The 23,476-nt window shown below is 50.2% G+C and carries 22 protein-coding genes and 2 pseudogenes; 7 read left to right on the top strand and 17 right to left on the bottom strand.

The window, feature by feature from the left end:
• Positions 1 to 179: 179 nt before the first annotated feature.
• From NSS88_RS16210 to NSS88_RS16195, 4 genes and pseudogenes are all read right to left on the bottom strand, one after another.
• A pseudogene (locus NSS88_RS16210) lies at positions 180 to 1,351 on the bottom strand (ISL3 family transposase).
• A 157-nt stretch (positions 1,352 to 1,508) separates the two neighbouring features.
• Positions 1,509 to 3,059 (bottom strand): IS1182 family transposase, encoded by a 1,551-nt coding sequence (locus NSS88_RS16205; protein WP_201027872.1) that lies wholly within the window; start codon positions 3,057 to 3,059, stop codon positions 1,509 to 1,511.
• A 147-nt stretch (positions 3,060 to 3,206) separates the two neighbouring features.
• Positions 3,207 to 4,973 (bottom strand): bifunctional diguanylate cyclase/phosphohydrolase, encoded by a 1,767-nt coding sequence (locus NSS88_RS16200; RefSeq protein ID WP_375153695.1) that lies wholly within the window; start codon positions 4,971 to 4,973, stop codon positions 3,207 to 3,209.
• A 253-nt stretch (positions 4,974 to 5,226) separates the two neighbouring features.
• Entirely contained in the window at positions 5,227 to 5,823 is a 597-nt protein-coding gene (locus NSS88_RS16195; protein WP_049626672.1) for a DUF5317 domain-containing protein, read from the bottom strand.
• 409 nt (positions 5,824 to 6,232) lie between these two features.
• On the opposite strand from NSS88_RS16195, the gene NSS88_RS16190 reads away from it, so the two are divergent.
• Together NSS88_RS16190 and NSS88_RS16185 are read left to right on the top strand one after the other, a co-directional pair.
• The gene (locus NSS88_RS16190) at positions 6,233 to 6,514 is read left to right on the top strand and encodes an AbrB/MazE/SpoVT family DNA-binding domain-containing protein (protein WP_049626673.1); all 282 of its coding nucleotides are present in this window, start codon (positions 6,233 to 6,235) and stop codon (positions 6,512 to 6,514) included.
• Between the two features lie 20 nt (positions 6,515 to 6,534).
• The gene (locus NSS88_RS16185) at positions 6,535 to 6,957 is read left to right on the top strand and encodes a type II toxin-antitoxin system death-on-curing family toxin (RefSeq protein ID WP_021321483.1); all 423 of its coding nucleotides are present in this window, start codon (positions 6,535 to 6,537) and stop codon (positions 6,955 to 6,957) included.
• Between the two features lie 166 nt (positions 6,958 to 7,123).
• Here the strand turns inward: NSS88_RS16185 and NSS88_RS16180 are convergent, their stop codons facing one another.
• From NSS88_RS16180 to NSS88_RS16165, 4 genes are all read right to left on the bottom strand, one after another.
• Complete coding sequence (locus tag NSS88_RS16180; protein WP_021321482.1) at positions 7,124 to 7,333, bottom strand: hypothetical protein; 210 nt, start codon at positions 7,331 to 7,333, stop codon at positions 7,124 to 7,126.
• Positions 7,334 to 7,446: 113 nt separating this feature from the next.
• The gene (locus NSS88_RS16175; RefSeq protein ID WP_014195950.1) at positions 7,447 to 7,593 is read right to left on the bottom strand and encodes a FeoB-associated Cys-rich membrane protein; all 147 of its coding nucleotides are present in this window, start codon (positions 7,591 to 7,593) and stop codon (positions 7,447 to 7,449) included.
• Positions 7,594 to 7,608: 15 nt separating this feature from the next.
• Positions 7,609 to 9,603, bottom strand: a complete 1,995-nt coding sequence (gene feoB / locus NSS88_RS16170; RefSeq protein WP_341085307.1) for a ferrous iron transport protein B — start codon at positions 9,601 to 9,603, stop codon at positions 7,609 to 7,611.
• Positions 9,604 to 9,825 (bottom strand): FeoA family protein, encoded by a 222-nt coding sequence (locus tag NSS88_RS16165; RefSeq protein ID WP_341085305.1) that lies wholly within the window; start codon positions 9,823 to 9,825, stop codon positions 9,604 to 9,606.
• 226 nt (positions 9,826 to 10,051) lie between these two features.
• Between NSS88_RS16165 and NSS88_RS16160 the strand changes: the two genes are divergently transcribed.
• Positions 10,052 to 11,011: a bile acid:sodium symporter family protein gene (locus NSS88_RS16160; RefSeq protein WP_341085304.1), complete on the top strand. Its 960-nt coding sequence runs from the start codon at positions 10,052 to 10,054 to the stop codon at positions 11,009 to 11,011.
• 161 nt (positions 11,012 to 11,172) lie between these two features.
• Here the strand turns inward: NSS88_RS16160 and NSS88_RS16155 are convergent, their stop codons facing one another.
• The 6 genes from NSS88_RS16155 to NSS88_RS16130 all read right to left on the bottom strand — a co-directional run bounded on the left by NSS88_RS16155 (position 11,173) and on the right by NSS88_RS16130 (position 17,210).
• Positions 11,173 to 12,099, bottom strand: coding sequence for an endonuclease I family protein (locus NSS88_RS16155; RefSeq protein ID WP_341085301.1), 927 nt, complete (start codon positions 12,097 to 12,099; stop codon positions 11,173 to 11,175).
• Positions 12,100 to 12,162: 63 nt separating this feature from the next.
• Positions 12,163 to 13,668 (bottom strand): Na+/H+ antiporter NhaC family protein, encoded by a 1,506-nt coding sequence (locus NSS88_RS16150; protein ID WP_061580926.1) that lies wholly within the window; start codon positions 13,666 to 13,668, stop codon positions 12,163 to 12,165.
• Positions 13,669 to 13,839: 171 nt separating this feature from the next.
• Entirely contained in the window at positions 13,840 to 14,688 is an 849-nt protein-coding gene (locus NSS88_RS16145) for a metallophosphoesterase (protein ID WP_061580925.1), read from the bottom strand.
• Between the two features lie 60 nt (positions 14,689 to 14,748).
• Complete coding sequence (locus tag NSS88_RS16140) at positions 14,749 to 15,324, bottom strand: YkoP family protein (RefSeq protein ID WP_341085299.1); 576 nt, start codon at positions 15,322 to 15,324, stop codon at positions 14,749 to 14,751.
• A 324-nt stretch (positions 15,325 to 15,648) separates the two neighbouring features.
• A complete protein-coding gene (locus tag NSS88_RS16135) occupies positions 15,649 to 15,954 on the bottom strand; it encodes a MerR family transcriptional regulator (protein ID WP_033017045.1) in 306 nt (101 codons plus the stop codon).
• An 80-nt stretch (positions 15,955 to 16,034) separates the two neighbouring features.
• On the bottom strand, positions 16,035 to 17,210 hold the full coding sequence (locus NSS88_RS16130) for an ISL3 family transposase (protein WP_341083693.1): 1,176 nt from the start codon (positions 17,208 to 17,210) through the stop codon (positions 16,035 to 16,037).
• A gap of 267 nt (positions 17,211 to 17,477) precedes the next feature.
• Here NSS88_RS16130 and NSS88_RS16125 point away from each other — a divergent pair, with 267 nt between their 5' ends.
• Together NSS88_RS16125 and NSS88_RS16120 are read left to right on the top strand one after the other, a co-directional pair.
• Positions 17,478 to 17,693 carry a Fur-regulated basic protein FbpA gene (locus NSS88_RS16125; protein WP_081106636.1) on the top strand — a complete coding sequence of 72 codons (216 nt, stop codon included), beginning with the start codon at positions 17,478 to 17,480 and terminating at the stop codon, positions 17,691 to 17,693.
• Entirely contained in the window at positions 17,653 to 17,790 is a 138-nt protein-coding gene (locus NSS88_RS16120) for a hypothetical protein (protein WP_011231352.1), read from the top strand. Before NSS88_RS16125 ends, NSS88_RS16120 begins: the two co-directional genes overlap by 41 nt.
• A gap of 172 nt (positions 17,791 to 17,962) precedes the next feature.
• On the opposite strand, the pseudogene NSS88_RS16115 reads toward NSS88_RS16120, so the two are convergent.
• From NSS88_RS16115 to nirB, 3 genes and pseudogenes are all read right to left on the bottom strand, one after another.
• Positions 17,963 to 19,164, bottom strand: a pseudogene (locus NSS88_RS16115) (molybdopterin-dependent oxidoreductase); the annotation flags it as partial.
• Positions 19,165 to 19,175: 11 nt separating this feature from the next.
• On the bottom strand, positions 19,176 to 19,478 hold the full coding sequence (gene nirD, locus NSS88_RS16110; protein ID WP_049626735.1) for a nitrite reductase small subunit NirD: 303 nt from the start codon (positions 19,476 to 19,478) through the stop codon (positions 19,176 to 19,178).
• Positions 19,479 to 19,699: 221 nt separating this feature from the next.
• A complete protein-coding gene (gene nirB, locus NSS88_RS16105; RefSeq protein WP_049626733.1) occupies positions 19,700 to 22,120 on the bottom strand; it encodes a nitrite reductase large subunit NirB in 2,421 nt (806 codons plus the stop codon).
• 276 nt (positions 22,121 to 22,396) lie between these two features.
• Here nirB and NSS88_RS16100 point away from each other — a divergent pair, with 276 nt between their 5' ends.
• Positions 22,397 to 22,960 carry a helix-turn-helix domain-containing protein gene (locus tag NSS88_RS16100; protein WP_183085841.1) on the top strand — a complete coding sequence of 188 codons (564 nt, stop codon included), beginning with the start codon at positions 22,397 to 22,399 and terminating at the stop codon, positions 22,958 to 22,960.
• Positions 22,947 to 23,453, top strand: coding sequence for an IS630 family transposase (locus NSS88_RS16095; protein ID WP_235434237.1), 507 nt, complete (start codon positions 22,947 to 22,949; stop codon positions 23,451 to 23,453). Before NSS88_RS16100 ends, NSS88_RS16095 begins: the two co-directional genes overlap by 14 nt.
• Positions 23,454 to 23,476: the final 23 nt, after the last annotated feature.

Raw genomic sequence — 23,476 nt, 5'->3', positions numbered from 1 at the left:
GTGCAAAATCCGGAACAATCCGCAAAAATTTTGCACATTATTTCCGAATCCGCCTGAAATAATTTGAAAAAGGGATTCTGAAATAATGTGCTAGTTTACAGTCAGCCCTCTCTGGTTTTTGTATATTTTACCAAACGGAACAAAATTCGGTTCATCACCAAAAGTTGTACTTGCACCTGTCATGAAAGTATGTTAGCTGTTTCTAGCCGAACCCGCAATGCAAAACGCTGGATATTTCTGTATCCGTATCCCCGACGTTTCATCAGCTTGATCTTGTTATTTGTTCCCTCCATTTTCCCATTTGAATAAGGGGATAAAATGCACGATATGATTTCGTCTGTTCGTTTGACGAGTGATTTTGCGATGGCGCGAACAGCAGAACAAGGACAAAACAAATACCGATGAACCCAGGCGTTCAAACGACGTTTCGCTTGTCGCTCGTTTTGGCTTTTGGATACATAACGAAAATGTTGAAGGGATTGATAGACAGCCTGCAAAGAATCGCTCTCTTTCTGCCACTTTCGCACCGTTTGGCGCTCCTCCTCGGTGAGTTTCTCGGGACACTGGGTCAATCAGCGGCAAACATACCGAACATGCCCGTGTTTCTTGTTCCCTTTTCCGAAGGATTGGCGGCATCGATCCAACGCTTCCGTAAACAATTGAATCACATGAAAATAATCGACCACATGCTTCGCTTCCAGACACCCCCCTTGAATGGCTTTTTTCATCGCTGGAGCCAAATCACTCACGACATACTGAACAGAACCAGACACAGGAGCCAACACACGTCCAATGGCTTCCTCGTTCTTTCCTGCTTCAACGGCATACACTTCTCCCGTTTCGGCATCCATGACTTCCACTCCGTAATCCTGTCCTTTTCGAAACGCAAACTCATCGACACAAACTGCCTTTGGTTGGATGTCATTCGATAGGAAGGGGCATGGGTATAAAACCAGCGTTCAACGGTCGTGTACGGAAGCTTGAGCATACGAGCCACCGCCTGAATGGATGTTCCGATGCAAGATTGCGCCACCCATTGCTGAAACGCATCCGTCGCTGCACTTCGAGGGGAAATTCCGGGATAAGACGTGCTGAATGTCATGCCACATGTACAACAACGTCTACGCTCCACAGGGAGTTCCACCCAAAAGATGCCGATCCGTTGAGCATACCCATGCATCCATTGCTTCTTTTTTCCTGTCATTTTGATCGTGCGTTTCAAGCAAACAGGACATAACGGGCATTGTTCAGGAAGAGAAAGTTCGAAAATCCAACGTTCTTCTTCTTTTCGCACCTTTTGAATCAAAACATCTGGTAAATCGATGAGTTCTTTGATAAACTGAGCGTACATGCGAATTTTCCTCCAATGGTTTGGTTTGGACACCTTTACCATACAGGAAAATTCGCATTTTTTGTACCCTCTATTTTCTCTATGCACACCGATCTTCAATGATCAAGTACAACTTGTGGTGAAGAGCCCAAAATTCCGACTCTGTTCTCCCCCTCATTTACGCCACCAAGGACAATTGCTTGTCCCTAGCGGCTTTTTTGAGAAGATTGTGGGCAGCACAAACCAGCCCCCATTCGATGGAAACTTTTTGGAGGCCTCGCAGGACAAAGCGACGAAACCCGCGATTTTGTTTGATTTGCCCAAATACACTCTCAATGTCGGTTTGGCGTTGGCGGTATCGGGCTTGCCCTTCTTCACTCTCCAACCGTTCGCGGGCTTTCTGTTTTTGTTCATGATAGACGGGGTTCCATTGCGTGGTTCGTCCATACTTGGAAGTCGTGCAGGCCGAACGGAACGGACATCCTTCGCATTCATGGCATTGGTAGTGTCGGGTGACCGAGGTGTATCCTGATTCCGTGGTCTGTTTCGAAGTTCCGGTGCGAACCAGCTTTTTCCCATTGGCGCAAATCCAAACGTCTTCTTCTTCCACATAGGTCCAATTCTGCTGATGATGCGGATTTTTCTTGACCTTGCGCGTGTTCTCCTTCTCATACGTATGGTACTTGATCAAGGCCGATATGTGCTTCTCTTCCAGCTTCACGTAGTTCTCTTCCGAGCCATAAGCCGCGTCAGCGATCAAACGTTCGGGTTCCACGCCGTACTTCTCTCGAACGGTCTCCAAATGCGGGAGAAGACAACGAGTGTCGCCCGGCCTCTGATGAAGGGAATACCCCAAAATAAATTGGCCGGAAGAACCCACCTGTACGTTATAGGCCGGCTTGAGCTGGCCGTTTCGCATGTGATCCTCCTTCAACCGCATGAAGGTGGCATCCACATCGGTCTTGGAATAGCTGTTGCGATCCCCGCATACATGGAGTTGGTGTTCATACTTTTCACTGCGGGGCAAGTAGTCCTCCTTCATCTTCTTGATGGCCTTCTTCAACGGTTGGTTGTCCGGCTCGGCCTCCAACCGTTTTTCCCACTCCTCGGTTTTCTTTCGGATTTCTTCTGACGTAAAGGCCGGCGAAGGGTCGATGTCTTCCGCCTTTTCTTCTTCCACGATCACCTCGATCTGGGCAATCAGCCGATCGACATTGGCTTGGAGTTTCTCCTGGTACTTCTCAGCCGATTTGCGCCAAACGAAGGTGTACCGGTTGGCATTCGCTTCAATTTTCGTTCCATCCACAAAATAATCTTCCATCTTGACATAGCCGTCGGCCACGAGCAGCGTGATCATTTCCCGGAACAGGTCGTCAATCAGGTCTTTCATCCGCTCCGAACGAAACCGATTGATGGAACGGAAGTCCGGCTTTTGAAATCCACTTAGCCACATGAGGGGAAGGTGGACTTCGAGCTGCCGTGCAATCTCACGGCCATGATACATTTTTTGGGTGTAAGCGTAAAGGAGAATTTTGGTCATCATTTTCGGATGATAGGCGGAGGCGCCCCCTCCTTTGTAGTAAGCAAGAAACGTCTCCATCGGGATGCGTTCAACCATCTCATGAACCACGTGGGCCATGTTATCCCGTGGAATGAGATCGGCGATGTTGCTTGGCAAAGAGAGGTTGTCCATGGTATACTCTTTAAAGGAAATATGATCATGTTTCATAAAAGAATCGCCCTTCTTTCGGTGGTAGTGGTTTTGGTGACTCTATTCTACCAGAAAAAAGGGCGATTCTTCTATATTTGAGGCAAAAAAGTGGGGGCTGATCCCAAAACGCATTCGCGTTTTGGGTCAGCCCCTCCTTTCCCTTGTTCAATTCAGTTGTTGCATCTCAGCTAGCGGCAAATAATGCTCGCGCACAAACGCGATAAACTTCGCCGCATAGGCCGGGTCAAACTGCGTCCCTGCGCAGCGCTTGATTTCCTCGACCGCCTCTTCGAACGTTTTCGTCCGCTGGTACGGCCGTTCCGTCGTCATGGCATCAAACGAGTCGATAATACACAAAATGCGGGCCAGTTTCGGGATTTCTTCCCCTTTCAGCCCGTACGGATACCCTTTTCCATCATACCGTTCGTGATGCAGTTCGATGAGCGGAAGCAAATCATCAAACCGCTTCTCCGCCGCAATGATTTCCCGCCCCCATGTGACATGTTTCTTGACAATCTCCCACTCGTGTTTTTCCAACTTCCCTTGCTTATTTAAAATATCGCGCGGCACTTCGATTTTGCCGATATCGTGAATGAGCGCTCCCAAAATGAGCGTCTGCCGCTCGTGATCAGTCAACTCATCGAGGCAGCTGCCAAACTCGACCGCATATTTAAACACCCGTTTGCTATGGCGGTATGTGTAGACGTCTTTTGAAAGAAAAAACTTCACTTGCTGCTCGAGCGCTTCCAAGTCTTGTTTAAACTTAATTTCATCCAGGCACATATTATGCTTATCATACAATTGCACGTTATTTTTCCCTTGCGCCTTGGCGTAATACAGCGCTTGATCGGCGCGATGGATCAATTCCTCGCTTTCGTACATATCTTTTTCCATCTCGGCGATGCCGCACGAAAACGACAGGCAACGATACGGAATATGCTCGACGCCTTCAAAATATGTATCGTTCACTTCTTTGCGCAACCGGTTTAAAAACGCGTACGCGTCTTCTTTCGTCGTGTTGGGCATTAAAATGGCAAACTCTTCCCCGCCATAGCGGGCAACCGTAAAATTCGTCCCTTCCACCGCTTGTTGCAGCAGCTTCCCAAAAAAGGCCAACAAACGATCTCCTTGCAAATGCCTGTTCCGGTCATTGTATTTTTTAAAATCGTCCAGATCCAAAAACGCCAAGGTCAACGGCTGTTTGAGCATCTTGCAGTCAGAAAACTGCTCCTTGAGCGTTTCTTTGAAAAAACCGTGGTTGTATAGGCCGGTGAGGTGATCTCTGTTGGCGCGGTTGGATACTAACTGGTATAATTCCGAAAATTTCCTAAAAACAATAGACAATATCGTTACTAAAATAATAAATAAGGACAAGCCAAAATATTTCTCTTCCGACAATAAAATGGCTAAAACCATTGAAAGAAGCAATGTTACTGAATAACCAACACACGCCTCTTTTAAGACGCCTAACTCTAGAGCACCTTTAAATATTTGTCCAATGAAATAGAAGAAAAGAAAAATCAATAATACATTAATACTAAAATAAACTAGCAAACTAATCAAATAAGGAAGTAAATGATGGACATTTATCTTCCCAATATTCCCATCGAAGAATAAAAATGAGTAATAAGCACCTGATATCATCAAACAATACATTGAGAAATTAAATAAATGTCTCCATGCAGACATTCGTTGATTACGATACAATTCTATCAAACTAAAAATAAAAAGAACCTGTAACGTAAAGTTCAATCCATATAAAAACAGAGTAGCCAAGTAAACAGCAGAATCCATTGAAAAAGAATTAGCTTTAGGGGGCAAGATAATAGGAAAAAGATTCAACAAAACGACAGAACCAGTCAATATATATACTAAAACCCAATCTTTTAAGGATTGAGAATGGATATCAACCTCTGTAGCAAATATACACATCCCTAAAAGAGAGACAACAACAGTATATAGTTGTTCTTTGTTTTTTAACCGTTCAAAAACCATACAAAATCACTCTCAGCTAAAAAATTTTAAAGAAGGAGTATCGCCTCCCTCTTTATTAGATCAACATTATTATTTTCTACTCAATGAGTTTAAACCCCGACGTCAACGCCACAATCACCGAACCGAGGATGAACAAATTGATCAATACTTGTTTTGCTTTGAATTTCATGTCCTTTTCCCCCTTAACATTTTATTTATTGATCGCAGGGGCACCCGTTGTTTCTTCAGCATCATCTGCTCTATGCCGCGGTGCGCTGAGCATCAGATGCTGGATGAACAAGAACGCCCCTACGTTCATCACAACGTCGCCGATGCTGATGACTTGTTGGCGCGGGTACGGCGGAGACAGCGGGATGATGTCGCCAAGAAACGGCAGAAGCGTATCCGATGTGATCGCCTGGTGCTTGCCGTACAGACCGGCTTTTAACGCTTCGATGTATTCGCGGCCGAGAAATTGGGCGGCTTCGATCGATACCGGCATCCGTCCGCCGTTTACGGCCATGACGATAAAGTTAAGCAAGACGCCGGCGAAGATGACCGGAAACCCCGGCTGATGGCGGTTGAGCCATAAAAACGCGAGCCCGGTGATGTAGACGAGGAGAAAAATGCCGTTGCTCATGCTCGAGATCCATGCGACCCGCTCTTGCAGGAAAAAGACCACAAACTGCACCGCCAATAAGATCGGGAACAGCCAACCGAAGCGCAATTTCATGTTGGCCAACCCTTTCAGGCTTCCGCCGCGAAACCAGCCGATCAACAACGACAAAATGATTCCATCGTAAACCATAATGCTGTCCCCTTGATAAACAGAATTTTCTCTTTTTTTCTAAACTACTGTCCTCACTTCTATTTTTACCGTTTTTTTCATTCCATGTAAATAGTCCGTTCATCCTAACTACAAACAAATTTTGATGAATATCGTTTCCTTCTTTTCGTTTTCGTCATTCTTTGAAACAAGAAACGACAAAAACAGCGTCATGTATATCCATTGAATAGTGAAAAAGAACCTACCCTCAATGGAATGATCCCCCGACTGCAAATGCGGCATGCGTTTTTCTCGTTGAAAGACAAAAAGCCCTTTTTTATTATTCCGTATTGCTTTTCGGAAGATTATTGTTATAATTGTTTATACAGTAATAATTTTATGGATAAAAACGTCCTTTTTGCCCATTATATGGAAAGGAGATGAAAAAGAAATGGACGCGGAAATGTTGGGAAGCAAGAATGACAAAACGTATACACGTCGGATTAGCCAAGTCGGGAATAGTTTGTCCGTTAGCATCCCGAAAGATTTAGCCACGATGCTAAACCTAAATAAAGGCGATGAAATCGAAATATATTACGACAAGGAACGAGGGGAAATCGTGATGAAACGCGCAAACCGAATTCCAAAAGGAGTCCGTCCTGAAGTCGCGATGGCAATGAACCGCGCGATCTCCAAATATGACGAAGCGCTGCGCAACTTGAAATATAGATAAAGGAGCAGCTGGAGGAAAACATGGTTTATTATTTGACAGCGGAAGAAATCCTATTTATCCATTACACGGTCATGGAAATGTACGACGACGCAGAACAAGCGGGGATCCAATTCCCCGATAAATTCGCGTGGATGTTGGAAAGGCCGAAAGCGAAATTGTTCGGGGAGGAACAGTTCCCTTCGATTATCGAAAAGGCGTGCTGCTATTACCATTCCATCGCGACAGGTCATATTTTCCACAACGGCAATAAGCGGACGGCTTTAACCGTATTCGTCACGTTCCTTGATTTGAATGGATATGAGTTCACGATGACCAATAAAGAAGCGGAAAATTTCACAGTGTACCTTGTCGAGGATGCCAAGTTCCGAGGAAATGATTGCATCCAGCATCTTGTCCACGAATTAGAAGGTTACATCCGCCCCATCCAAAAACGAAAAGAGTGAGGAAAAGAGCGGGCCAAAGCCGGGTCAAGTTCAATTATTGCGTAAAATTCCATCGCCAACACAGTAAACTTGGATGACAGGACCACAACGTCGTTTTTTGCTGCTTTGTTTTTACACAACTGTGCGAACCTTGATCCAAAGCCGCCTTTTCGCTATTCGCAGCTTTTCATACTTTTACCTTGCGGCAGGTATTGAGTATTGTCAAAAGTTTATCCTCCACACTCACGGTCTTCCCTTGAGTTTCAACGGTTGAACGAAAAAAGCTTTCTACCCCCGGTGTTTCGGCCATCATTGAGGCAACAACACCCAACAGCCAAAACAAAGAGCGGCCTGATCTTTTGTCCTCCAGAGCCCGTTGAAACGAAAGTTTGCCCATTGCATCCCCGCTTATTTTTTGGCTATCCTACAACCATGGAAGCGAAAGTCTTTCGTCGGAAAATGAAAAAACGGATTCCGATCATCGTCAGGAATCCGTTTGTCTTGAACGGATTATCTCTCCGTCCCGCAGCTACCTCGGCAATGGTCCGCTGCATGGCATGACGCGCACGCCCCTTTGGCGCTTTTTTTCACGTGGCGAACCAGCGTCCAGCCGGCGTAGGCAAAAATCGCTCCGCCGATCACAAGATTCGCGATCATCGATTCTCTCTCCTTTCATGAATAACCAAGCATATGCCCAAACTGATAGACGGCAAACGAAATGACATACGCAACCGTCAGCGCGCATCCGATTGACAACAGCGTCCATTTCCGCGACCCGGTTTCTTTGCGAATCGCCGCCACCGTCGCTAGACACGGCGTATAAAGCAGGACGAACACCATAAAGCTGAACGCCGACAGCGGCGTGAAATGTGAAGCGATCACCTGCTTCAGCCCGTTCGCCTCATGAACGTGGTAAATAATATTCATCGTGGACACGACGACTTCTTTCGCCAAAAAGCCGGTGATCAAAGCCGCGCCCGCCTGCCAGGCGCCAAAGCCAAGCGGGGCGAGCAACGGAGCGATGAGGCCGCCAATGGCGGCGAGAAAACTGTCATCCATGGCAACGCCGACCCCATGCGGCCCGATGTACGTCAACAGCCAAATGGCGACCGAACCGCCGAAAATAAAGGTTCCTGCTTTGCGGATGAATCCTTTCCCTTTTTCCCATGTGCTTCGCCATAGTGTGAGCGCCTGCGGCACGCGGTATGGCGGCAATTCAATGACAAACAGCGAATTTTCGTTTTTCAAGAGCGTCGATGAGAACAACTTGACAAGCCCCAAAGCCACTACAATGCCAAGCACGTAAAGCGAAAACACGACAAGCGCCTGCTCGCGGGCGAAAAACGTGCCGGCAAACAAGGCGTACACCGGCAAGCGGGCGGAACACGACATGAACGGCAGCGCCAAGATCGTCATGAGCCGCTCTTTCGGCTGCTCAATCGTCCGCGCCGCCATCACCCCGGGAACGTTGCAGCCAAAGCCAATGATCATTGGGATAAACGCCTTGCCGTTTAACCCGATCGCTTCCATCATCCGGTCCATCACCATCGCCACGCGCGCCATATATCCGGAGTCTTCAAGCAAAGAAATGAAAAAGAACAAAATGAAAATTTGCGGCACAAACACCAACACCCCGCCGACCCCAGCGACAATCCCGTCCAAAACGAGCGCCTTGATAAACGGCGATGCCCCTGCCCAGTCGAGAAAACGGGACAACCCATCTGCCAGCGGACCGGAGAAAAACGCATCAAGCCGATCGGCAAGCGGCGTCCCCAGCCAGTTAAACGTCAGCATAAACACCACATACATCAGCGCCAAAAAAATCGGCAGCCCAACGTAGCGGTTCGTCACCACCGCATCGATTTTTTCCGTCCATGTCAACGGCTTATGTTTGAACTCAATGGCTGAAGCAGCGATCACCTCAGCGATCCAACGGTCGCGCGCCTCGTAAATATGCTTGGCGAGCGCGCCGCCAAGCGCCCGCTCCGTCTCCGCGCGAATCGCCGCGAGCGGCGAAAGGTTCATGCTATTATGCAAATACGCAGCCATGCGTTCATTTCCCTCAAGGAACTGCAACGCCGCCCATCGTTTGTTTCCAGGCACATCGTCCGGCAGCTGCTCGGCAATGCGTCTGATGGCGTTCTCCACTTCGGCGCCGTAATCGATTGCGATTGCCGGGTGCGGCTTGTCTTTTGCCGCCAAAACGGCGTGAACCAATTCGTTCGTTCCTTTTCCTGTTCGGGCGATGACCGGGATAACAGGAACGCCAAGATACTTCGACAGTTTAGCGGCGTCCACTTTCACGCCCCGTTTTTCCGCCACATCGACCATGTTTAGCGCGATGACAACGGGACGGCCAAATTCCAGCAGCTGAACGGTCAAATGCAAATTGCGGCGCAACTGCGACGCGTCAACGATATTGACAATCGCTGAGCACGGCTCGGTCAATAAAAAATCGGTCGCCACTCCTTCATCGCGAGACAGCGGCTGAAGCGAATACACGCCGGGCAAGTCGACCACCGAAACCCCGTGCTGGCGGAGCACTCCGATTTTTTTCTCGACCGTCACCCCGCTCCAGTTGCCCACATATTCATAAGACCCAGTTAAGCAGTTAAACAATGACGTTTTGCCGGTGTTTGGATTGCCAAATAAAGCGATGTAGGACATTTATTTCACCTCGATCGATGACGCCTCTTTGCGCCGCAAGCCGATGGCCTGCCCATCGACTTCGACCATCACCGGTCCGCCAAACGGCATCGCCGCTTTCAACCGCACCGTTTTCCCTTCTTTCACCCCTAGATGAAGAAGACGCTGTTTCAGTGCCTCCTGCTCCACGGCCAGACGGACGACGACCGCTGTTTCCCCTTTATGCAAATCAGTCAGCACCATGATCATTTCCCCCTGTTTTTCTATCCACTCTCCTGTGGTCCAATAATGATTCTTCTTCTCAATTTCAATCATACCATAAGCTAAGAAAAAAGGAGTGACATTTTTCACAATCATTCCTCATTGTCACCATTTCTTCAAAATTCGCCACCTCATCAGTTGAATTTTTCTGAAAAGTATATATAATTTTTTGTATATCTTTCCCATCTTTGCTCAAGGAGGAAGCTCAATGAACACACTAGGAAAAATCAGCAACTTTGTCGGCAACACCTTTGCCATCTGGGTGCTTCTGTTTGGAGCGCTCGCCTTTTTCGCTCCCAGCGCGTTTACGTGGATCGCTCCGTATATCGTGCCGCTTCTAGGCATCGTGATGTTTGGCATGGGATTGACGCTTTCAGCAGATGATTTCAAAGAAGTATTCAAACGTCCGCTTGATGTGTTGATCGGCGTCGTTGCCCAATTTCTGATCATGCCGCTTATCGCGTTTTTGCTCGCTTATTTCTTGCCGGTTTCGCGTGAAGTGGCGCTTGGCATTATTTTAGTCGGCTGCTGCCCGGGCGGAACGGCGTCCAACGTCATGACGTATTTGGCGAAAGGGGACACGGCGCTGTCGGTCGCCGTCACCTCGGTTTCGACGATTTTGGCGCCGATTTTGACGCCTTCGCTCATCTTGCTTTTAGCTGGAAAATGGCTGTCCGTATCCGCTGCTGCGTTGTTTTGGTCAATCGTCAAAGTCGTGCTGATTCCGATTGTTTTAGGGCTCATCGCCCAGGCGCTGTTCCAAAAGCAAGTAAAAGCGTGCATCCCGGCGCTGCCGCTCGTTTCGGTCATCGCCATTGTAGCCATCGTCGCCGCCGTCGTCGGGCAAAACCAAGCCGCCATTGCCAAAAGCGGGCTTCTTATTTTTCTGATTGTAGTCGCTCACAACGGATTGGGGCTGCTGCTTGGGTATTGGTTTGCCAAACTGTTTCGCCTGTCGCCGCCAAAACAAAAGGCGATTTCCATTGAAGTGGGCATGCAAAACTCTGGGCTTGGTGCGGCTTTAGCGACCGCCCATTTTTCGCCGCTCGCCGCCGTTCCAAGCGCTATTTTCAGCGTCTGGCACAATATTTCCGGCCCGATTGTCGCAACGTACTTCCGCAAACAAGCAGACCGCCAGACAACGGATGAACAAACGATTTCCGCTTGACCTCTCTCACGCTTTGTTTAGCCGCAAAAAAGCTGTCTCCCGAAATGAAACGACCATTTTTCGGAGACAGCTTTTCTGCCTATTATCACGCTGTTTTTCCGCTCTCGGACGATTAGGCGCTCTTTGGAAACAAAAAGCGGACATCCGCCCTCAATCTCATTTCACAGCGCCCCCTCAAACGGAAACACCATCCTTCCCGCTAGTTCCGGGAAATCAATGAACGGATTGCGGTTGCCTTGGATGAAGAAAATCGCGCTGTTGCGATGATGCTCATACACCGTTGGCGGAAATTGTTCGTGCCAACGGACAAGGAGCGGAATATCGATTTTGCGCCGGAATGATTTCGCGATCGCCTTCGGGTAGCGAAGCAGAAAGTAAAGCATCGCCCTTGCCGCCGTCCCTTTGCCGTATTCCGGCTCGAAATAGCCGTTATGAACGACGCCGCAGCGGTTTTGGATTTGCTCGTCGGGATCTTCCGGATTGTAAAACGGGAAATCCGCGTACGGAAAATTCGACCGCATCGTATTGCACTCCGGCTGGCAAACGAATAAATGATGCAAATCGCCTTTCATCGGTTCGCGGGCGCCAAACCAAGACTGCGGCACGACATGTTCGGCATTGAATTTCCATTGCTGCTCGATCGTGTTCACCCGCTCGTGCACATCGCCCCATCCATTTTTCGTCCTTCTCAACAGTTGACGAAACTCTTCATAACGCCGCTTCATCGTTTCCACATCTTGAACGATCAGTGTTCGTGGATCTTTCCGCTCGCCGGAATACAAGCTGCGCACCGTTCCGTCCGGGTGCAAGTCGACCCATGTGTACAAATACTCATCCTTGCTGAAAAAATACGGCAGCCGCCGCTTATGGGTGTGCGCCGCCAGTTCATGATAGCGGACAAACAACATCAATCCGTCCCCTTCAAGCGGCAGATGGCGGTAATACCGTTCGCGCGCCCGTTGGTCTTCATCCGCACGATAATACGCGTCCTCCACCGCGAGCCGCTCATTCAGCTGCTCGAGCCGTTCTTTCGGATCTTCCTCCCGCCATTGGCCGAGCTCCTCAAGCCGCCGTTCCGCCTCTCCCATCGGCGCTCCCCTTTCTTTTTTCTTTTAGTGTATCATGGAAGGCGAAAGAGGGCGACAACAGCGTTAATGCAAAAGAAACGATGTCGCGCCGAACAAAACGGCGGCGATGCCGGCGGCGATCAACGATGGGATCAACTTCGTGCGCGCGTATTCCATCACCGGCAAATCCAAAATGGTGCAAAGCGTCACCGTATTGTCGCTAAGCGGCGACGCAAACGCCCCGAACGTCCCGCTCGCAAACACCGCGCCGATGACCGGCAAAATGTTCGTTCCCGACTGGCTCGCTAGCGTCACACCAAGCGGCATCAACATCCCCCACGTCCCCCACGACGAGCCGATGAAATAGGAAATGACAGCGCCAAGCAAAAACAAAATCGGGGCGACGAAAAACGGCGGAATCCATTCTTTGACATGGCCCGTAATGTATTGCGAAAACCCTAAATCCTCCGCCACAGCCGACAGCGCCCAAATGAGCGCCAGCATTAAAATGACGGAAATCAGCTCATTGCCGCCTTTGACAAAATGCGTCAACAAATCGTTCAATTTAAATCGCTGCCAAAGGAAGAAAGCAACTGTAATGATGACGGTAAACAACAGCGCCTCCAACATCGCGCCGAGCGCATCGCTTTGCAAAAACGCCTGCCAAAACGTTCTTGCCCCCCGGCGGCCGTCCCACCAGCTTAAAAACAACGTCAAGACAAGCACGATCGAAAGCGGAACGATCAAATTCCACGGCTTGACCGGCGTTTCTTTTTGGTAGGCGCGCGGGCACGTCTGCATCGCGTCTCCTTCTTCCCCTTGCGCTTCATTGGGTTCATGGTCAGCCGGCCGCTGTTCTTCCGCCATTTCGAGCGCCAACCGCTCGTTCCGGCTCCGAATCGGCGCCTCTTTCCGCTTTTCGCTTACTGCTGCTTGTTTTTGGCGCGAATAGACAAAAAAACTGTAGTAGAGCCCGACGGCAATAATGGCATACGAGAAAAAGTTAAACGGAATGCTTCGGACGTACACGATGTACGGCTCCGCACCGATGCCGGCCGTATCAAGCGCCTTGTCGATGACCGACACCATATAGCCGACAAAGGCAGTGGCGATCGGAATCAAGGCAACGACCGGGTTGGAGGTCACCTCAATGGCAAAGCCGATTTGCTGGGACGACAGCCCGAGCCGTTTGCGCAGCGCCTTCATGATCGGCGCGACGGTGACGATGCGAAAATCGGGGTCGCTAAACGTCACCATCGTCGAAATCCACGTCAGCAGCATGGCGGTTTTGGCCGATTTCACTTTTTTGCTGACGAGATGGACAAATCCTTTGATTCCGCCGGTGTATTTGATCATGCTCACAAGACCGGCGAACACATACAAGAAAATGATGATGCGAATGTTGTTCGTCTGCATTAAGTTGTCAACAACGTAATGAAGCATCGTCCGCAACCCGCCAAGCAAGGACGGGGTCATCAAATAACTGCCAACCAACAGCCCGACAAACAGCCCGGGGATGACTTGCTTCGTCCAAATCGAAATCGGGATGACAACTAAAAATGGCAAGAGAGCTTTCCACGACGGTTCCATTGGCCATTCACTCCTTTCTTTAAAAAGTATGGCGATGGTTTCCCTTGTCTATGCAAACGGTCATTGATTTTCCCCCAACAACGGGGAGACGAGTCTACACAAAAAGCGCGCCGCATGGTGGCACGCGCAAGCGAAACCGCTTTCCTACCTAAAAAAATAAAAAGCTGCCAATTAGACAGCTTTCACCGCTTCTCTTCGGGACGGCAGCGCCAACAAGTGGAGCGTCACTTCCGGCTTCGAGCCGATCCGGATGTTCACCCCGGTTTGCCCAAGCCCTTCGTTGATATAAAACGGTTTTCCCTCCCATTCATGATAACCTTTGATCATGTTCCGCTCGGTGAGCGTTTTGCTCATTTTCGCCAAATGGTACGGCTTTGGCCAATGAATTTGCCCGCCGTGGAAGTGGCCGGACAACAAGTAGTCAAAATGATAGTCTTTCATATGCGGCACGATGTCTGGATCGTGCGTCAACACGAGGTTAAGGCCGTCTTTGACGCCCGCATACGCCTTTTCAATGTCGCTGCGCCCCGTGTAAAAGTCATCGATGCCAATGATATTGACGGTGTGACCGTTGACGGTAATCGTCTTCGTCTCGTTTTGCAAGACGACGCAGCCGTGCGCCTCAAGCGTCGCTTTCAGGCGCTCGAACGACTCGCCTTGCAGCACGTAATCGTGGTTGCCAAACACGGCGTACATGCCATATGTCGGATTCAACTGTTTCAACGCCGTCAAATACGGACCGAGTTTGACAATGCTTTCCTCACGGTCCAAAAAGTCGCCCGTTAAGGCGATCAAATCGATGCGCTCCCCTTTCAGCTTTTCATACACATCATCCGGGGAAATGGACAGTTTTTCCAAATGAAGGTCAGACAGCTGCAAAATGCGGATGGCGCCGTTCCCACCATCCAGACTGCCGACCTGAACTTTATGCAAAACCGCTTCATACGTGTTGCGGTGGGCTTTGCGAATGGCCAAAACAAGCAATAAAAAGATTGATAGAATAATGAAAACGAACGTCATTGTCTTCTCTCCTCCCTCCATCACTATTATAGTGAAACGGAGGAGAGAAGAAAGAGGGAGTTAGTGGATGAGATGGTAACCATACAATGAAAACAACTTTTCCTTCGACATCACCAAATATTTCGGCGGGCGAACAAGCGGCATGAGACGGTGTTGGGCCACTGTCATCATCGGCCAATGGGATGCCATTTTCAACCAACGGTAAAATGAATCCGCTATGTCAATGACATCAAATCCGAGTCTCTCACAACCTTTGTTTAACATCGTTACGCCGATAATCCCTTTTATGCAGGCGGACTGTTCGTGATGGTAAAGATAATGAGCAACATACGGCAAACTGGCCTTCACCTGTTCGAAAATATAACGTCCTTTTTGAATATCACCTCCATACTGCATCAGTTCGCGAAGCAGACGAACATTATGAAGGTGAATTTTCAACAGCCAGTAATTGGCCGCGATCGTCGTTCCGTCCGAAAGGTGAATGGTTTCACCCTTGTATCGAAGCAAACGGACGCGGAAAATGGAACGACAGCCGTTCTCTTTCCCACCAACATATTCGAGGCGGGAACATGCATAATAGAGCGGATCCATCAGTCCCCATACAGACAACAGCCACTGCGTCGCTTTGCTTCTCATTGGCGGCATCCTTCCCCTGTTCGTTCTATCCATTTACATTATGGAATCGATCGAGCGGCATTATAAAATGGAGAAAAAAGGAGAAAAGATGGCTACATGACCAGTCGGGAGACGCGCGTACTGAGGTCCAGTTCCATTTCGCCCCCTGCTCGAGGCTTTATCAAAAAAAGCGCGCACGAATCTCTATGCGCGCCAAACAACCATGCTCTTATGATTGGACAAACGCCACTGTGTTTACATCCTGTTGGCACACGGCCAGGCGGTTTTCCGCATGCTTTGCTTCCAAGCAGGGGATGCATCCAAAATTCGAATCTGACCGCGCTCCTAGGAACGCATCCGAAAATGCGCATTCATTTGCCCTTTCAACATCCGCTCACGCAGCTCTTTCGTCATTTCCTGACGGATTTCCCACGTCGACACCCCTTCCTCGCGCTGATTGGCAATTTTCATCAACTGCTCCACATCGGCGAACGAATATTTGCGGATGCCTTTCGAACGGTCAGGGAACACAAGCTTCCGTTCCTCGTAATAACGAATTTGCCGCTGCGACAGCCCGGTCAGCTCGCTGACAATCCCGATCGAAATGACTTTTTTGTATTTGTAATGATCCTCTTGAGGATGATCTGTCATACTCCTCACCTCAATTCGTTGTATTTTCTAACGTAATTATACAAAAAATGGTTCATCACCAAAAGTTGTACTTGCACCTGTCATGAAAGTATGTTAGCTGTTTCTAGCCGAACCCGCAATGCAAAACGCTGGATATTTCTGTATCCGTATCCCCGACGTTTCATCAGCTTGATCTTGTTATTTGTTCCCTCCATTTTCCCATTTGAATAAGGGGATAAAATGCACGATATGATTTCGTCTGTTCGTTTGACGAGTGATTTTGCGATGGCGCGAACAGCAGAACAAGGACAAAACAAATACCGATGAACCCAGGCGTTCAAACGACGTTTCGCTTGTCGCTCGCTTTGGCTTTTGGATACATAACGAAAATGTTGAAGGGATTGATAGACAGCCTGCAAGGAATCGCTCTCTTTCTGCCACTCCCGCACCGTTTGGCGCTCCTCCTCGGTGAGTTTCTCGGGGCACTGGGTCAATAAGCGGCAAACATGCCGAACATGCCCATGTTTCTTGTTCCCTTTTCCGAAGGATTTGCGGCATCGATCCAACGCTTCCGTAAACAATTGAATCACATGAAAATAATCGACCACATGCTTCGCTTCCGGACACACCTCTTGAATGGCTTTTTTCATCGCTGGAGCCAAATCACTCACGACATACTGAACAGAACCAGACACAGGAGCCAACACACGTCCAATGGCTTCCTCGTTCTTTCCTGCTTCAACGGCATACACTTCTCCCGTTTCGGCATCCATGACTGCCACTCCGTAATCATGTCCTTTTCGAAACGCAAACTCATCGACACAAACTGCCTTTGGTTGGATGTCATTCGATAGGAAGGAAGGGGCATGGGTATAAAACCAGCGTTCAACGGTCGTGTACGGAAGCTTGAGCATACGAGCCACCGCCTGAATGGATGTTCCGATGCAAGATTGCGCCACCCATTGCTGAAACGCATCCGTCGCTGCACTTCGAGGGGAAATTCCGGGATAAGACGTGCTGAATGTCATGCCACATGTACAACAACGTCTACGCTCCACAGGGAGTTCCACCCAAAAGATGCCGATCCGTTGAGCATACCCATGCATCCATTGCTTCTTTTTTCCTGTCATTTTGATCGTGCGTTTCAAGCAAACAGGACATAACGGGCATTGTTCAGGAAGAGAAAGTTCGAAAATCCAACGTTCTTCTTCTTTTCGCACCTTTTGAATCAAAACATCTGGTAAATCGATGAGTTCTTTGATAAACTGAGCGTACATGCGAATTTTCCTCCAATGGTTTGGTTTGGACACCTTTACCATACAGGAAAATTCGCATTTTTTGTACCCTCTATTTTCTCTATGCACACCGATCTTCAATGATCAAGTACAACTTGTGGTGAAGAGCCCAAAAAATGATGTTAGCCCGCTAACTTTTGTAAATAAAATTAACATATTTTTTAAATTTCCTGTAAATGTACTTAACACATTTGCTGTACACTGAAGAAAAAGATAGTATGGTAAAGGTAAAAACAGGGAGGGAATCGAATGGGGACATGGATGAGAAGCGCCGTGCGGAAGAAAAAGCAATTTTATATTGAACAGCTCGTACGGTTCGGCTTAGCCGCTGACCGTGATCGGTTTGAAGAATGGACAATGGCCGAACTGCGACGCGAATACGAACGATTCCACCCCGCCCACACGATCGAAGGAGGACGCCGCCATGGACAAACAAGCGCTCGAACTGGCCAAGCGCATCATTGAGCTCGATCTGGAGCGCGATGCGATGTTTGAGCAACTGATCGCGCTCATCGGCAACCGAGCGGATGAACTGCTTCGTTTTTTGCAAAATCGATTGTAAAACGATCGCAAATGAGAAAGTGCCCTGAATTTCTTCACGGGCACCTTTTTTCACCCTCATTCTTCAACAGAAATCCTTCCGAAATCAGCGCCAAGGCTGGAAAAACTTAAGAAACGCCGCGAACCCCCCTCTTTGTCAACCTAAAGAAAGGACTGTGTTCCCGACGGAGAACGGCTGACACCCCCTTTCGCGGCAGCTCATCCGGCGCAACGCCCCATACGCTTGCGATATACCGCCGGTGTTGCGGATGCTCAATGCTTCGGTAGCCCGGCAGCTGATCGGCTTTTTGTCCATGCTCGCGCCCGCCCTGCCCGTTCCCTTGTCCGGTGATCGAGCCAAACCCAGAGCCAGGACGGCCGATGTTTCCGGTTGCCAGCACGACGTTGATCCACTGTCTGACCGCCGCATAGCCGTCCGTCTGCTGCTCCAAGCCGCGCGCCGTGAGCACGATCGCATCGGCCGCCTCCCCGTACTTTCGCGCCGCCAAGCGAATCTTCTCTTCCGGCACGTCAGTCAGCCGGACGATCTCATCCATCTCCACTGCTTCTATGTGCTGTTTCCATTCGACAAACCCAACCGTCCGCTCGCGCACAAACGCTTCATCGATATATCCTTCGTCAAGCAGCACTTTCCCGATGCCGACGGCCAGCGCCGCATCCGTTCCGGGCTTGAGCGGCAGGTGCAGATCCGCCAACGCCGCCGTTTTCGTTTCCCGCGGATCCACCACGATGATAAAAGCGCCGTTCTTCTTCGCTTCATAAAAATACGGCATCAACGTCGGCTGGCATTCGGCGACATTGGTTCCAGCCAAAATGATCGTCTGGGCGAGTGGAATGTCGGAGAGCGGATTTGTCAACCCGCGGTCAAGACCAAACGCGTCGTTCATCGCGGCCGCGGCAGCCGACATGCAAAAACGGCCGTTGTAGTCGATGTGCCGCGTCTTGAGCGCCACGCGGGCAAATTTCCCGAGCAAATACGCCTCCTCATTCGTCAAGGATCCGCCGCCGTAAACAGCAAACGCATCGACTCCATCTCCTTCTGAATGGAGATGATTCGTTCCGCGATCAGCGAAAGCGCCTCCTCCCAACGGACCCGCACAAACCGGCCGTCCACTTTCGCAAGCGGAACCAACAGCCGCTCGGGATGCAAAGCGTGCTGGCAGGCGTTCATCCCCTTTAAACAAAGGCGGCCGTTGGACGTCGGGTTGTCGGTCGGGACCGCCTTGTAGCGGCGCCGCTCTACAATCCGCTCCTCCACCAGCTGAAGCGTGCACTGGACGCTGCAAAACGGACATTGCGTCGCGGCAGCCGTTTCTGACGCCCGTTCTTTTTCCTTGGCGCGAAAGTAGCGCAGCAATTCGTTCGTCATCGCCATTCCCCCGCTTCCTACAGCTCGACATATACCAAGCCGTCTTTCACCGCCGCGCGGTACGTTTTGACACACCCTTCATCCGGCGCCTGCACCCGGCCGTCTTTCAGGCAAATTTTCCAATCATGAAGCGGACAAAACACAAACTCACCGCTCACAATACCTTGTGACAAATCGCCTCCTCGATGCGGACAGCGGTTTTCAACGGCAAATACTTGATCGTCACTCGTCCGGAACAACGCCAGCTCACGATTCCCGACCCGCACGCATTTTCCGAGCCGCTTCGGCAGCTGTTCCAATGTTCCCACTTCCACCTTCATCCTCTCTTCGTCCTCCCCCTGCATCGATGTCTGATCCTGTTTGGCCATTCCTTTACAAACTTTCATGAACAACAACGTAAAATCGTCGTTTCGCAAACGAAAACCTCGTTTCCGGCTGAACGATGGCCATCATTTCCCTCTCTTCGTTCCAGCATTGATCCTAACCCATGATCAATCCAGGCGGCGGAACATCAACTTTTTCCGCCCGCCGTCATCCCCCTTCATTCCACCGGCTCTTTGTCGCCGATATCGCGGAACAACAGTTGCTGCACTCTCTCGTTTTCGACGATGTCCCGCCACGGATCTGTTGTCGCGGAAAGAGCTTTGTGAAGCCGCTCAAGCAGCGCGCGGCGCGTTTCCACATCGAACAACACTTCGCGGATATGCTCAAGCCCGACGCGCTCGACCCATTTGGACGTCCGTTCCAAATAATGCGCGGACTCGCGGTAATATTGCAAAAAAGCACCAGTCATCTCGATCACTTCGTCTTCCGTCTTGACCGTGCAAAGCAAGTCAGCTGCACGCAAATGGGTGCCGCCGTTGCCGCCGACATAAATCTCCCATCCGCCCTCGACGCCGACGACGCCGACATCTTTAATGCCCGATTCCGCACAGTTGCGCGGGCAGGCGGAGACGGCCATTTTCACTTTATGCGGCGTTTTCAGCCGCTCAAATGTTTGTTCCATCCGAATGCCAAGCCCGGTCGAATCTTGCGTCCCAAAGCGGCAAAACTGCTTGCCGACGCACGTTTTCACCGTCCGAAGCGCCTTGGCGTAGGCGTAGCCTGACGGCATGCCGAGATCGGCCCAAATGCGCGGCAAATCTTCTTTTTTCACCCCAAGCAAGTCAATGCGCTGCCCGCCGGTGATCTTAATCATCGGCACGTTGTATTTTTCCGCGACATCAGCGATGTTCCGCAGCTGTTCGGCTGTCGTCACCCCGCCATATATGCGCGGCACAACGGAGTACGTGCCGTCGGCCTGGATGTTGGCGTGCAGCCGCTCATTGACAAACAAGGATTCCGCTTCTTCATCGTACTCGCCCGGATACAACATGCCCAGGTAATAATTGAGCGCCGGACGGCATTTCGAACACCCTTCCTCGTTTTTCCATCCCAATACACTCATCACTTCTTTGACCGTCATCAACCGTCTTTGTCCGATGGCCTCGAGCACTTCCTCACGGCTTAAGTCCGTGCAGCCGCAGATCATTTCTTTCACCGCATACCGGTTCGCTTCTTCACCAAGCATATGCTCAAGCAGCTCGGCGACAAGCCCTTTGCATCTGCCGCACGAGCGAGACGCGTTCGTATAGTCGCGCACCTCGGCGACCGTCTTAAGCCCGTGTTCGGCAATCGCCTGACAAATCGCGCCTTTTGTCACCCCGTTGCAACCGCAAACCACATCGGTGTCGGCCATCGCCGCCGCAAGGCTTCCCTTCCCGCCTAAAGCGGCTGGGGCAAACAGCGACAGCGAGAGCGCCTCAACCGAATCGCCGCGCTGGATCATATCGAACAGCTTTCGACCTTCGCTCGTATCGCCAAACAGCACCGCCCCAACGACTTTCCCTTGGCGAACGACGACTTTCTTGTACACCGAGCGCGCTTCGTCATACAGTTTGATCGACTCCGTCCCTTCGCCATCCATAAATTCACCAGCCGAGAACACATCGACACCGGACACTTTCAGCTGAGTCGCAACGACCGATCCTTCATACGGCTTTCCTTTTCGGCCGCAAATCGCCTCTGCCAGCACTTTCCCCTGCTCATAAAGCGGAGCGACGAGCCCATACACAACACCGCGATGTTCCGCGCATTCACCGACCGCGTAAATGTGCGGCACGCTCGTTTCCAAGTAGTCATTGACAACGATCCCTCGATTCACTTCAATGCCGCTTCTCCGCGCTAAATCAACATTCGGACGAATGCCGACCGCCATCACCACCAAGTCGGCGGCAATGGACGTACCGTCCTTAAACCGCACTCCTTCCACACGGCCGTTGCCGAACAATTCAGCCGTCTCTTTGCGAAGCAAAACGTTCATCCCTTGTTTCTCCAGCTCCCGCTGCAGCAGCTTGGAAGCGGTCGGATCAAGCTGGCGTTCCATCAAATAGTCGAAAATATGGATGACATCGACATCCATCCCTAAGTGAAGCAACCCGCGCGCCGCCTCCAATCCAAGCAAGCCGCCGCCGATGACCGCCGCTTTTTTGTATGTCTTCGCATATTCGATCATCCGCTCGCAATCTTGGATATCGCGAAACGCCGTCACCCCGGGCAAATCCGCCCCCGGCACCGGCAAGATAAACGGATTCGACCCTGTCGCGAAAATCAATTCATCGTATTCGACTACCCTCCCACGGTCGGTCCGGACAAGCCGCCGCTTGATGTCGACTTCCGTCACCGTTTCGCCGACAAACAGCTGAATACCGTTTCGTTCGTACCATTCCCAACTGTTCAACGTAATGTCATCAAGACGCGTATCTCCTTGCAGCACCTCCGACAACAAAATGCGGTTATAGTTCGGATGCGGTTCGCTGCCAAAAATCGTGATCTCAAACGCCTCGCGGTCAAGTTTCAAAATCTCCTCGATGCAGCGAACCCCCGCCATGCCGTTGCCGATTAACACGAGTTTTCGTCTCACGTCGCCATCCCTCCATCTTCGTTACTTTGTTTATCGTCATCGATGCAGCCAAAGTCGGATCGTCATCACCAGCAGCTCCCATAATCCGACTGTTTTTGTTCGCATCACCCTCACAATTTCCCCTTTGCCTTGGCTGTGCCCATCATATCACGTCAAACATGAAGCATGCATTTTTTATATATACATGCTCATTGAAAAGTTAACCTTCGCATAAGCGGTGCCCACTCTGGTTATACTGCTCCTAAGGAAAAGCATGGGAAAGGAGCGGAATTCTGCATGAAACGTCTCAACATCACCGACAACCATGGATGGACGCCCCGGAAACTCCGCAAGCAGGAACGGAAGATCAAAAACGCTCATCTCCGCCAACGTGTGATGGCCGTCCGCCTGGTCATGGAAGGCTATTTGGGCAAAGACGTGGCCTCCATGGTCAACGTGTGCCGCCAAACCGTTTCCCATTATGTGTCGCTGTTTAACGAAGGGGGCCTGGAACTCCTGCTTCATCGGGATTTTGCCCCTGGGCGAGAGCCGTTTCTCACCGAAGAACAGCAGGAAGAGATCAAACACCTTGTGTTGACCACGACACCCGCGGAGCTGGGCTGGGACATCGCTTCGGCGTGGAATACGAAGATCCTTCAATCCTATGTACACCACCATTATGGCATCTCCATGTCCCGCGAAGCCTTGCGAAAACTCTTGCATCGAAAAGGGCTTTCGTGGACCCGGCCGACTTACACGTTGGCGAAAGGAGATCCGGATCGGCAAAAACACTTCGAAAAACAAATGGATCTAATAAAAAAACTTAATCGATCCAGATTCCGTCCTGTTGTACATCGATGAAACGCATATCCGATCGTATCATGTGTTGCGTACGACATGGTCAGAGGTTGGCCGTCAAAAGCAAGTGCCGACGTTCGGCCATCATGCTCACGTATCGCTGTTTGACGCCATTAACGTCCATGATGGCGAAACAGTTCTTTATCAAGCAGGAGCGGCCAATGCGACAACGTTTTTGGATTTCCTGCGGGTTCTCAAAGAGCGTTACCCGGATCGTCTCATTGTCTTGGTGCTGGATAACGCCCGAATTCATCATGCCAAAATGGTGAGAGAGTTTTTGCGGGAAGAAGGACGGAGTTTTCACTTCATTTACCTTCCTCCGTATTCTCCGCAACTGAACCCGATCGAACGCTTGCGGAAATGGCTGAAAGACACTGTCATTGCCAATGTGTTTCACAAAGATCAAAACGATATCGCCCAAGCCATTGCCCGGTTTGTGGACTACATCCATGAACGCCCGAAGGAAGTGCTACAACGCCTAGGGTGTGCAGTGTAATCCAGAAGTTAACTTTTCAAGGT

The organism is Geobacillus sp. FSL W8-1251, assembly GCF_038005945.1.
Classification (GTDB): Bacteria; Bacillota; Bacilli; order Bacillales; family Anoxybacillaceae; genus Geobacillus; species Geobacillus stearothermophilus.
The sequence above is the reverse complement of the archived record's forward strand: the minus strand, read 5'-3'. Positions and strand labels throughout refer to the sequence as shown.

Coding starts and splice junctions, on each gene's coding strand:
- NSS88_RS16165 (WP_341085305.1), bottom strand. CDS start 9,825: ATGGTGCTGACTGATTTGCATAAAGGGGAAACAGCGGTCGTCGTCCGT.
- NSS88_RS16190 (WP_049626673.1), top strand. CDS start 6,233: ATGGACGCGGAAATGTTGGGAAGCAAGAATGACAAAACGTATACACGT.
- NSS88_RS16130 (WP_341083693.1), bottom strand. CDS start 17,210: ATGTACGCTCAGTTTATCAAAGAACTCATCGATTTACCAGATGTTTTG.
- nirD (WP_049626735.1), bottom strand. CDS start 19,478: ATGAAGGTGGAAGTGGGAACATTGGAACAGCTGCCGAAGCGGCTCGGA.
- NSS88_RS16140 (WP_341085299.1), bottom strand. CDS start 15,324: ATGAGAAGCAAAGCGACGCAGTGGCTGTTGTCTGTATGGGGACTGATG.
- NSS88_RS16145 (WP_061580925.1), bottom strand. CDS start 14,688: ATGACGTTCGTTTTCATTATTCTATCAATCTTTTTATTGCTTGTTTTG.
- NSS88_RS16135 (WP_033017045.1), bottom strand. CDS start 15,954: ATGACAGATCATCCTCAAGAGGATCATTACAAATACAAAAAAGTCATT.
- NSS88_RS16200 (WP_375153695.1), bottom strand. CDS start 4,973: ATGTGTATATTTGCTACAGAGGTTGATATCCATTCTCAATCCTTAAAA.
- NSS88_RS16175 (WP_014195950.1), bottom strand. CDS start 7,593: ATGATCGCGAATCTTGTGATCGGCGGAGCGATTTTTGCCTACGCCGGC.
- NSS88_RS16120 (WP_011231352.1), top strand. CDS start 17,653: ATGGACAAACAAGCGCTCGAACTGGCCAAGCGCATCATTGAGCTCGAT.
- NSS88_RS16160 (WP_341085304.1), top strand. CDS start 10,052: ATGAACACACTAGGAAAAATCAGCAACTTTGTCGGCAACACCTTTGCC.
- feoB (WP_341085307.1), bottom strand. CDS start 9,603: ATGTCCTACATCGCTTTATTTGGCAATCCAAACACCGGCAAAACGTCA.
- NSS88_RS16180 (WP_021321482.1), bottom strand. CDS start 7,333: ATGGGCAAACTTTCGTTTCAACGGGCTCTGGAGGACAAAAGATCAGGC.
- NSS88_RS16195 (WP_049626672.1), bottom strand. CDS start 5,823: ATGGTTTACGATGGAATCATTTTGTCGTTGTTGATCGGCTGGTTTCGC.
- NSS88_RS16205 (WP_201027872.1), bottom strand. CDS start 3,059: ATGAAACATGATCATATTTCCTTTAAAGAGTATACCATGGACAACCTC.
- NSS88_RS16125 (WP_081106636.1), top strand. CDS start 17,478: ATGGGGACATGGATGAGAAGCGCCGTGCGGAAGAAAAAGCAATTTTAT.
- NSS88_RS16100 (WP_183085841.1), top strand. CDS start 22,397: ATGAAACGTCTCAACATCACCGACAACCATGGATGGACGCCCCGGAAA.
- NSS88_RS16155 (WP_341085301.1), bottom strand. CDS start 12,099: ATGGGAGAGGCGGAACGGCGGCTTGAGGAGCTCGGCCAATGGCGGGAG.
- NSS88_RS16150 (WP_061580926.1), bottom strand. CDS start 13,668: ATGGAACCGTCGTGGAAAGCTCTCTTGCCATTTTTAGTTGTCATCCCG.
- NSS88_RS16185 (WP_021321483.1), top strand. CDS start 6,535: ATGGTTTATTATTTGACAGCGGAAGAAATCCTATTTATCCATTACACG.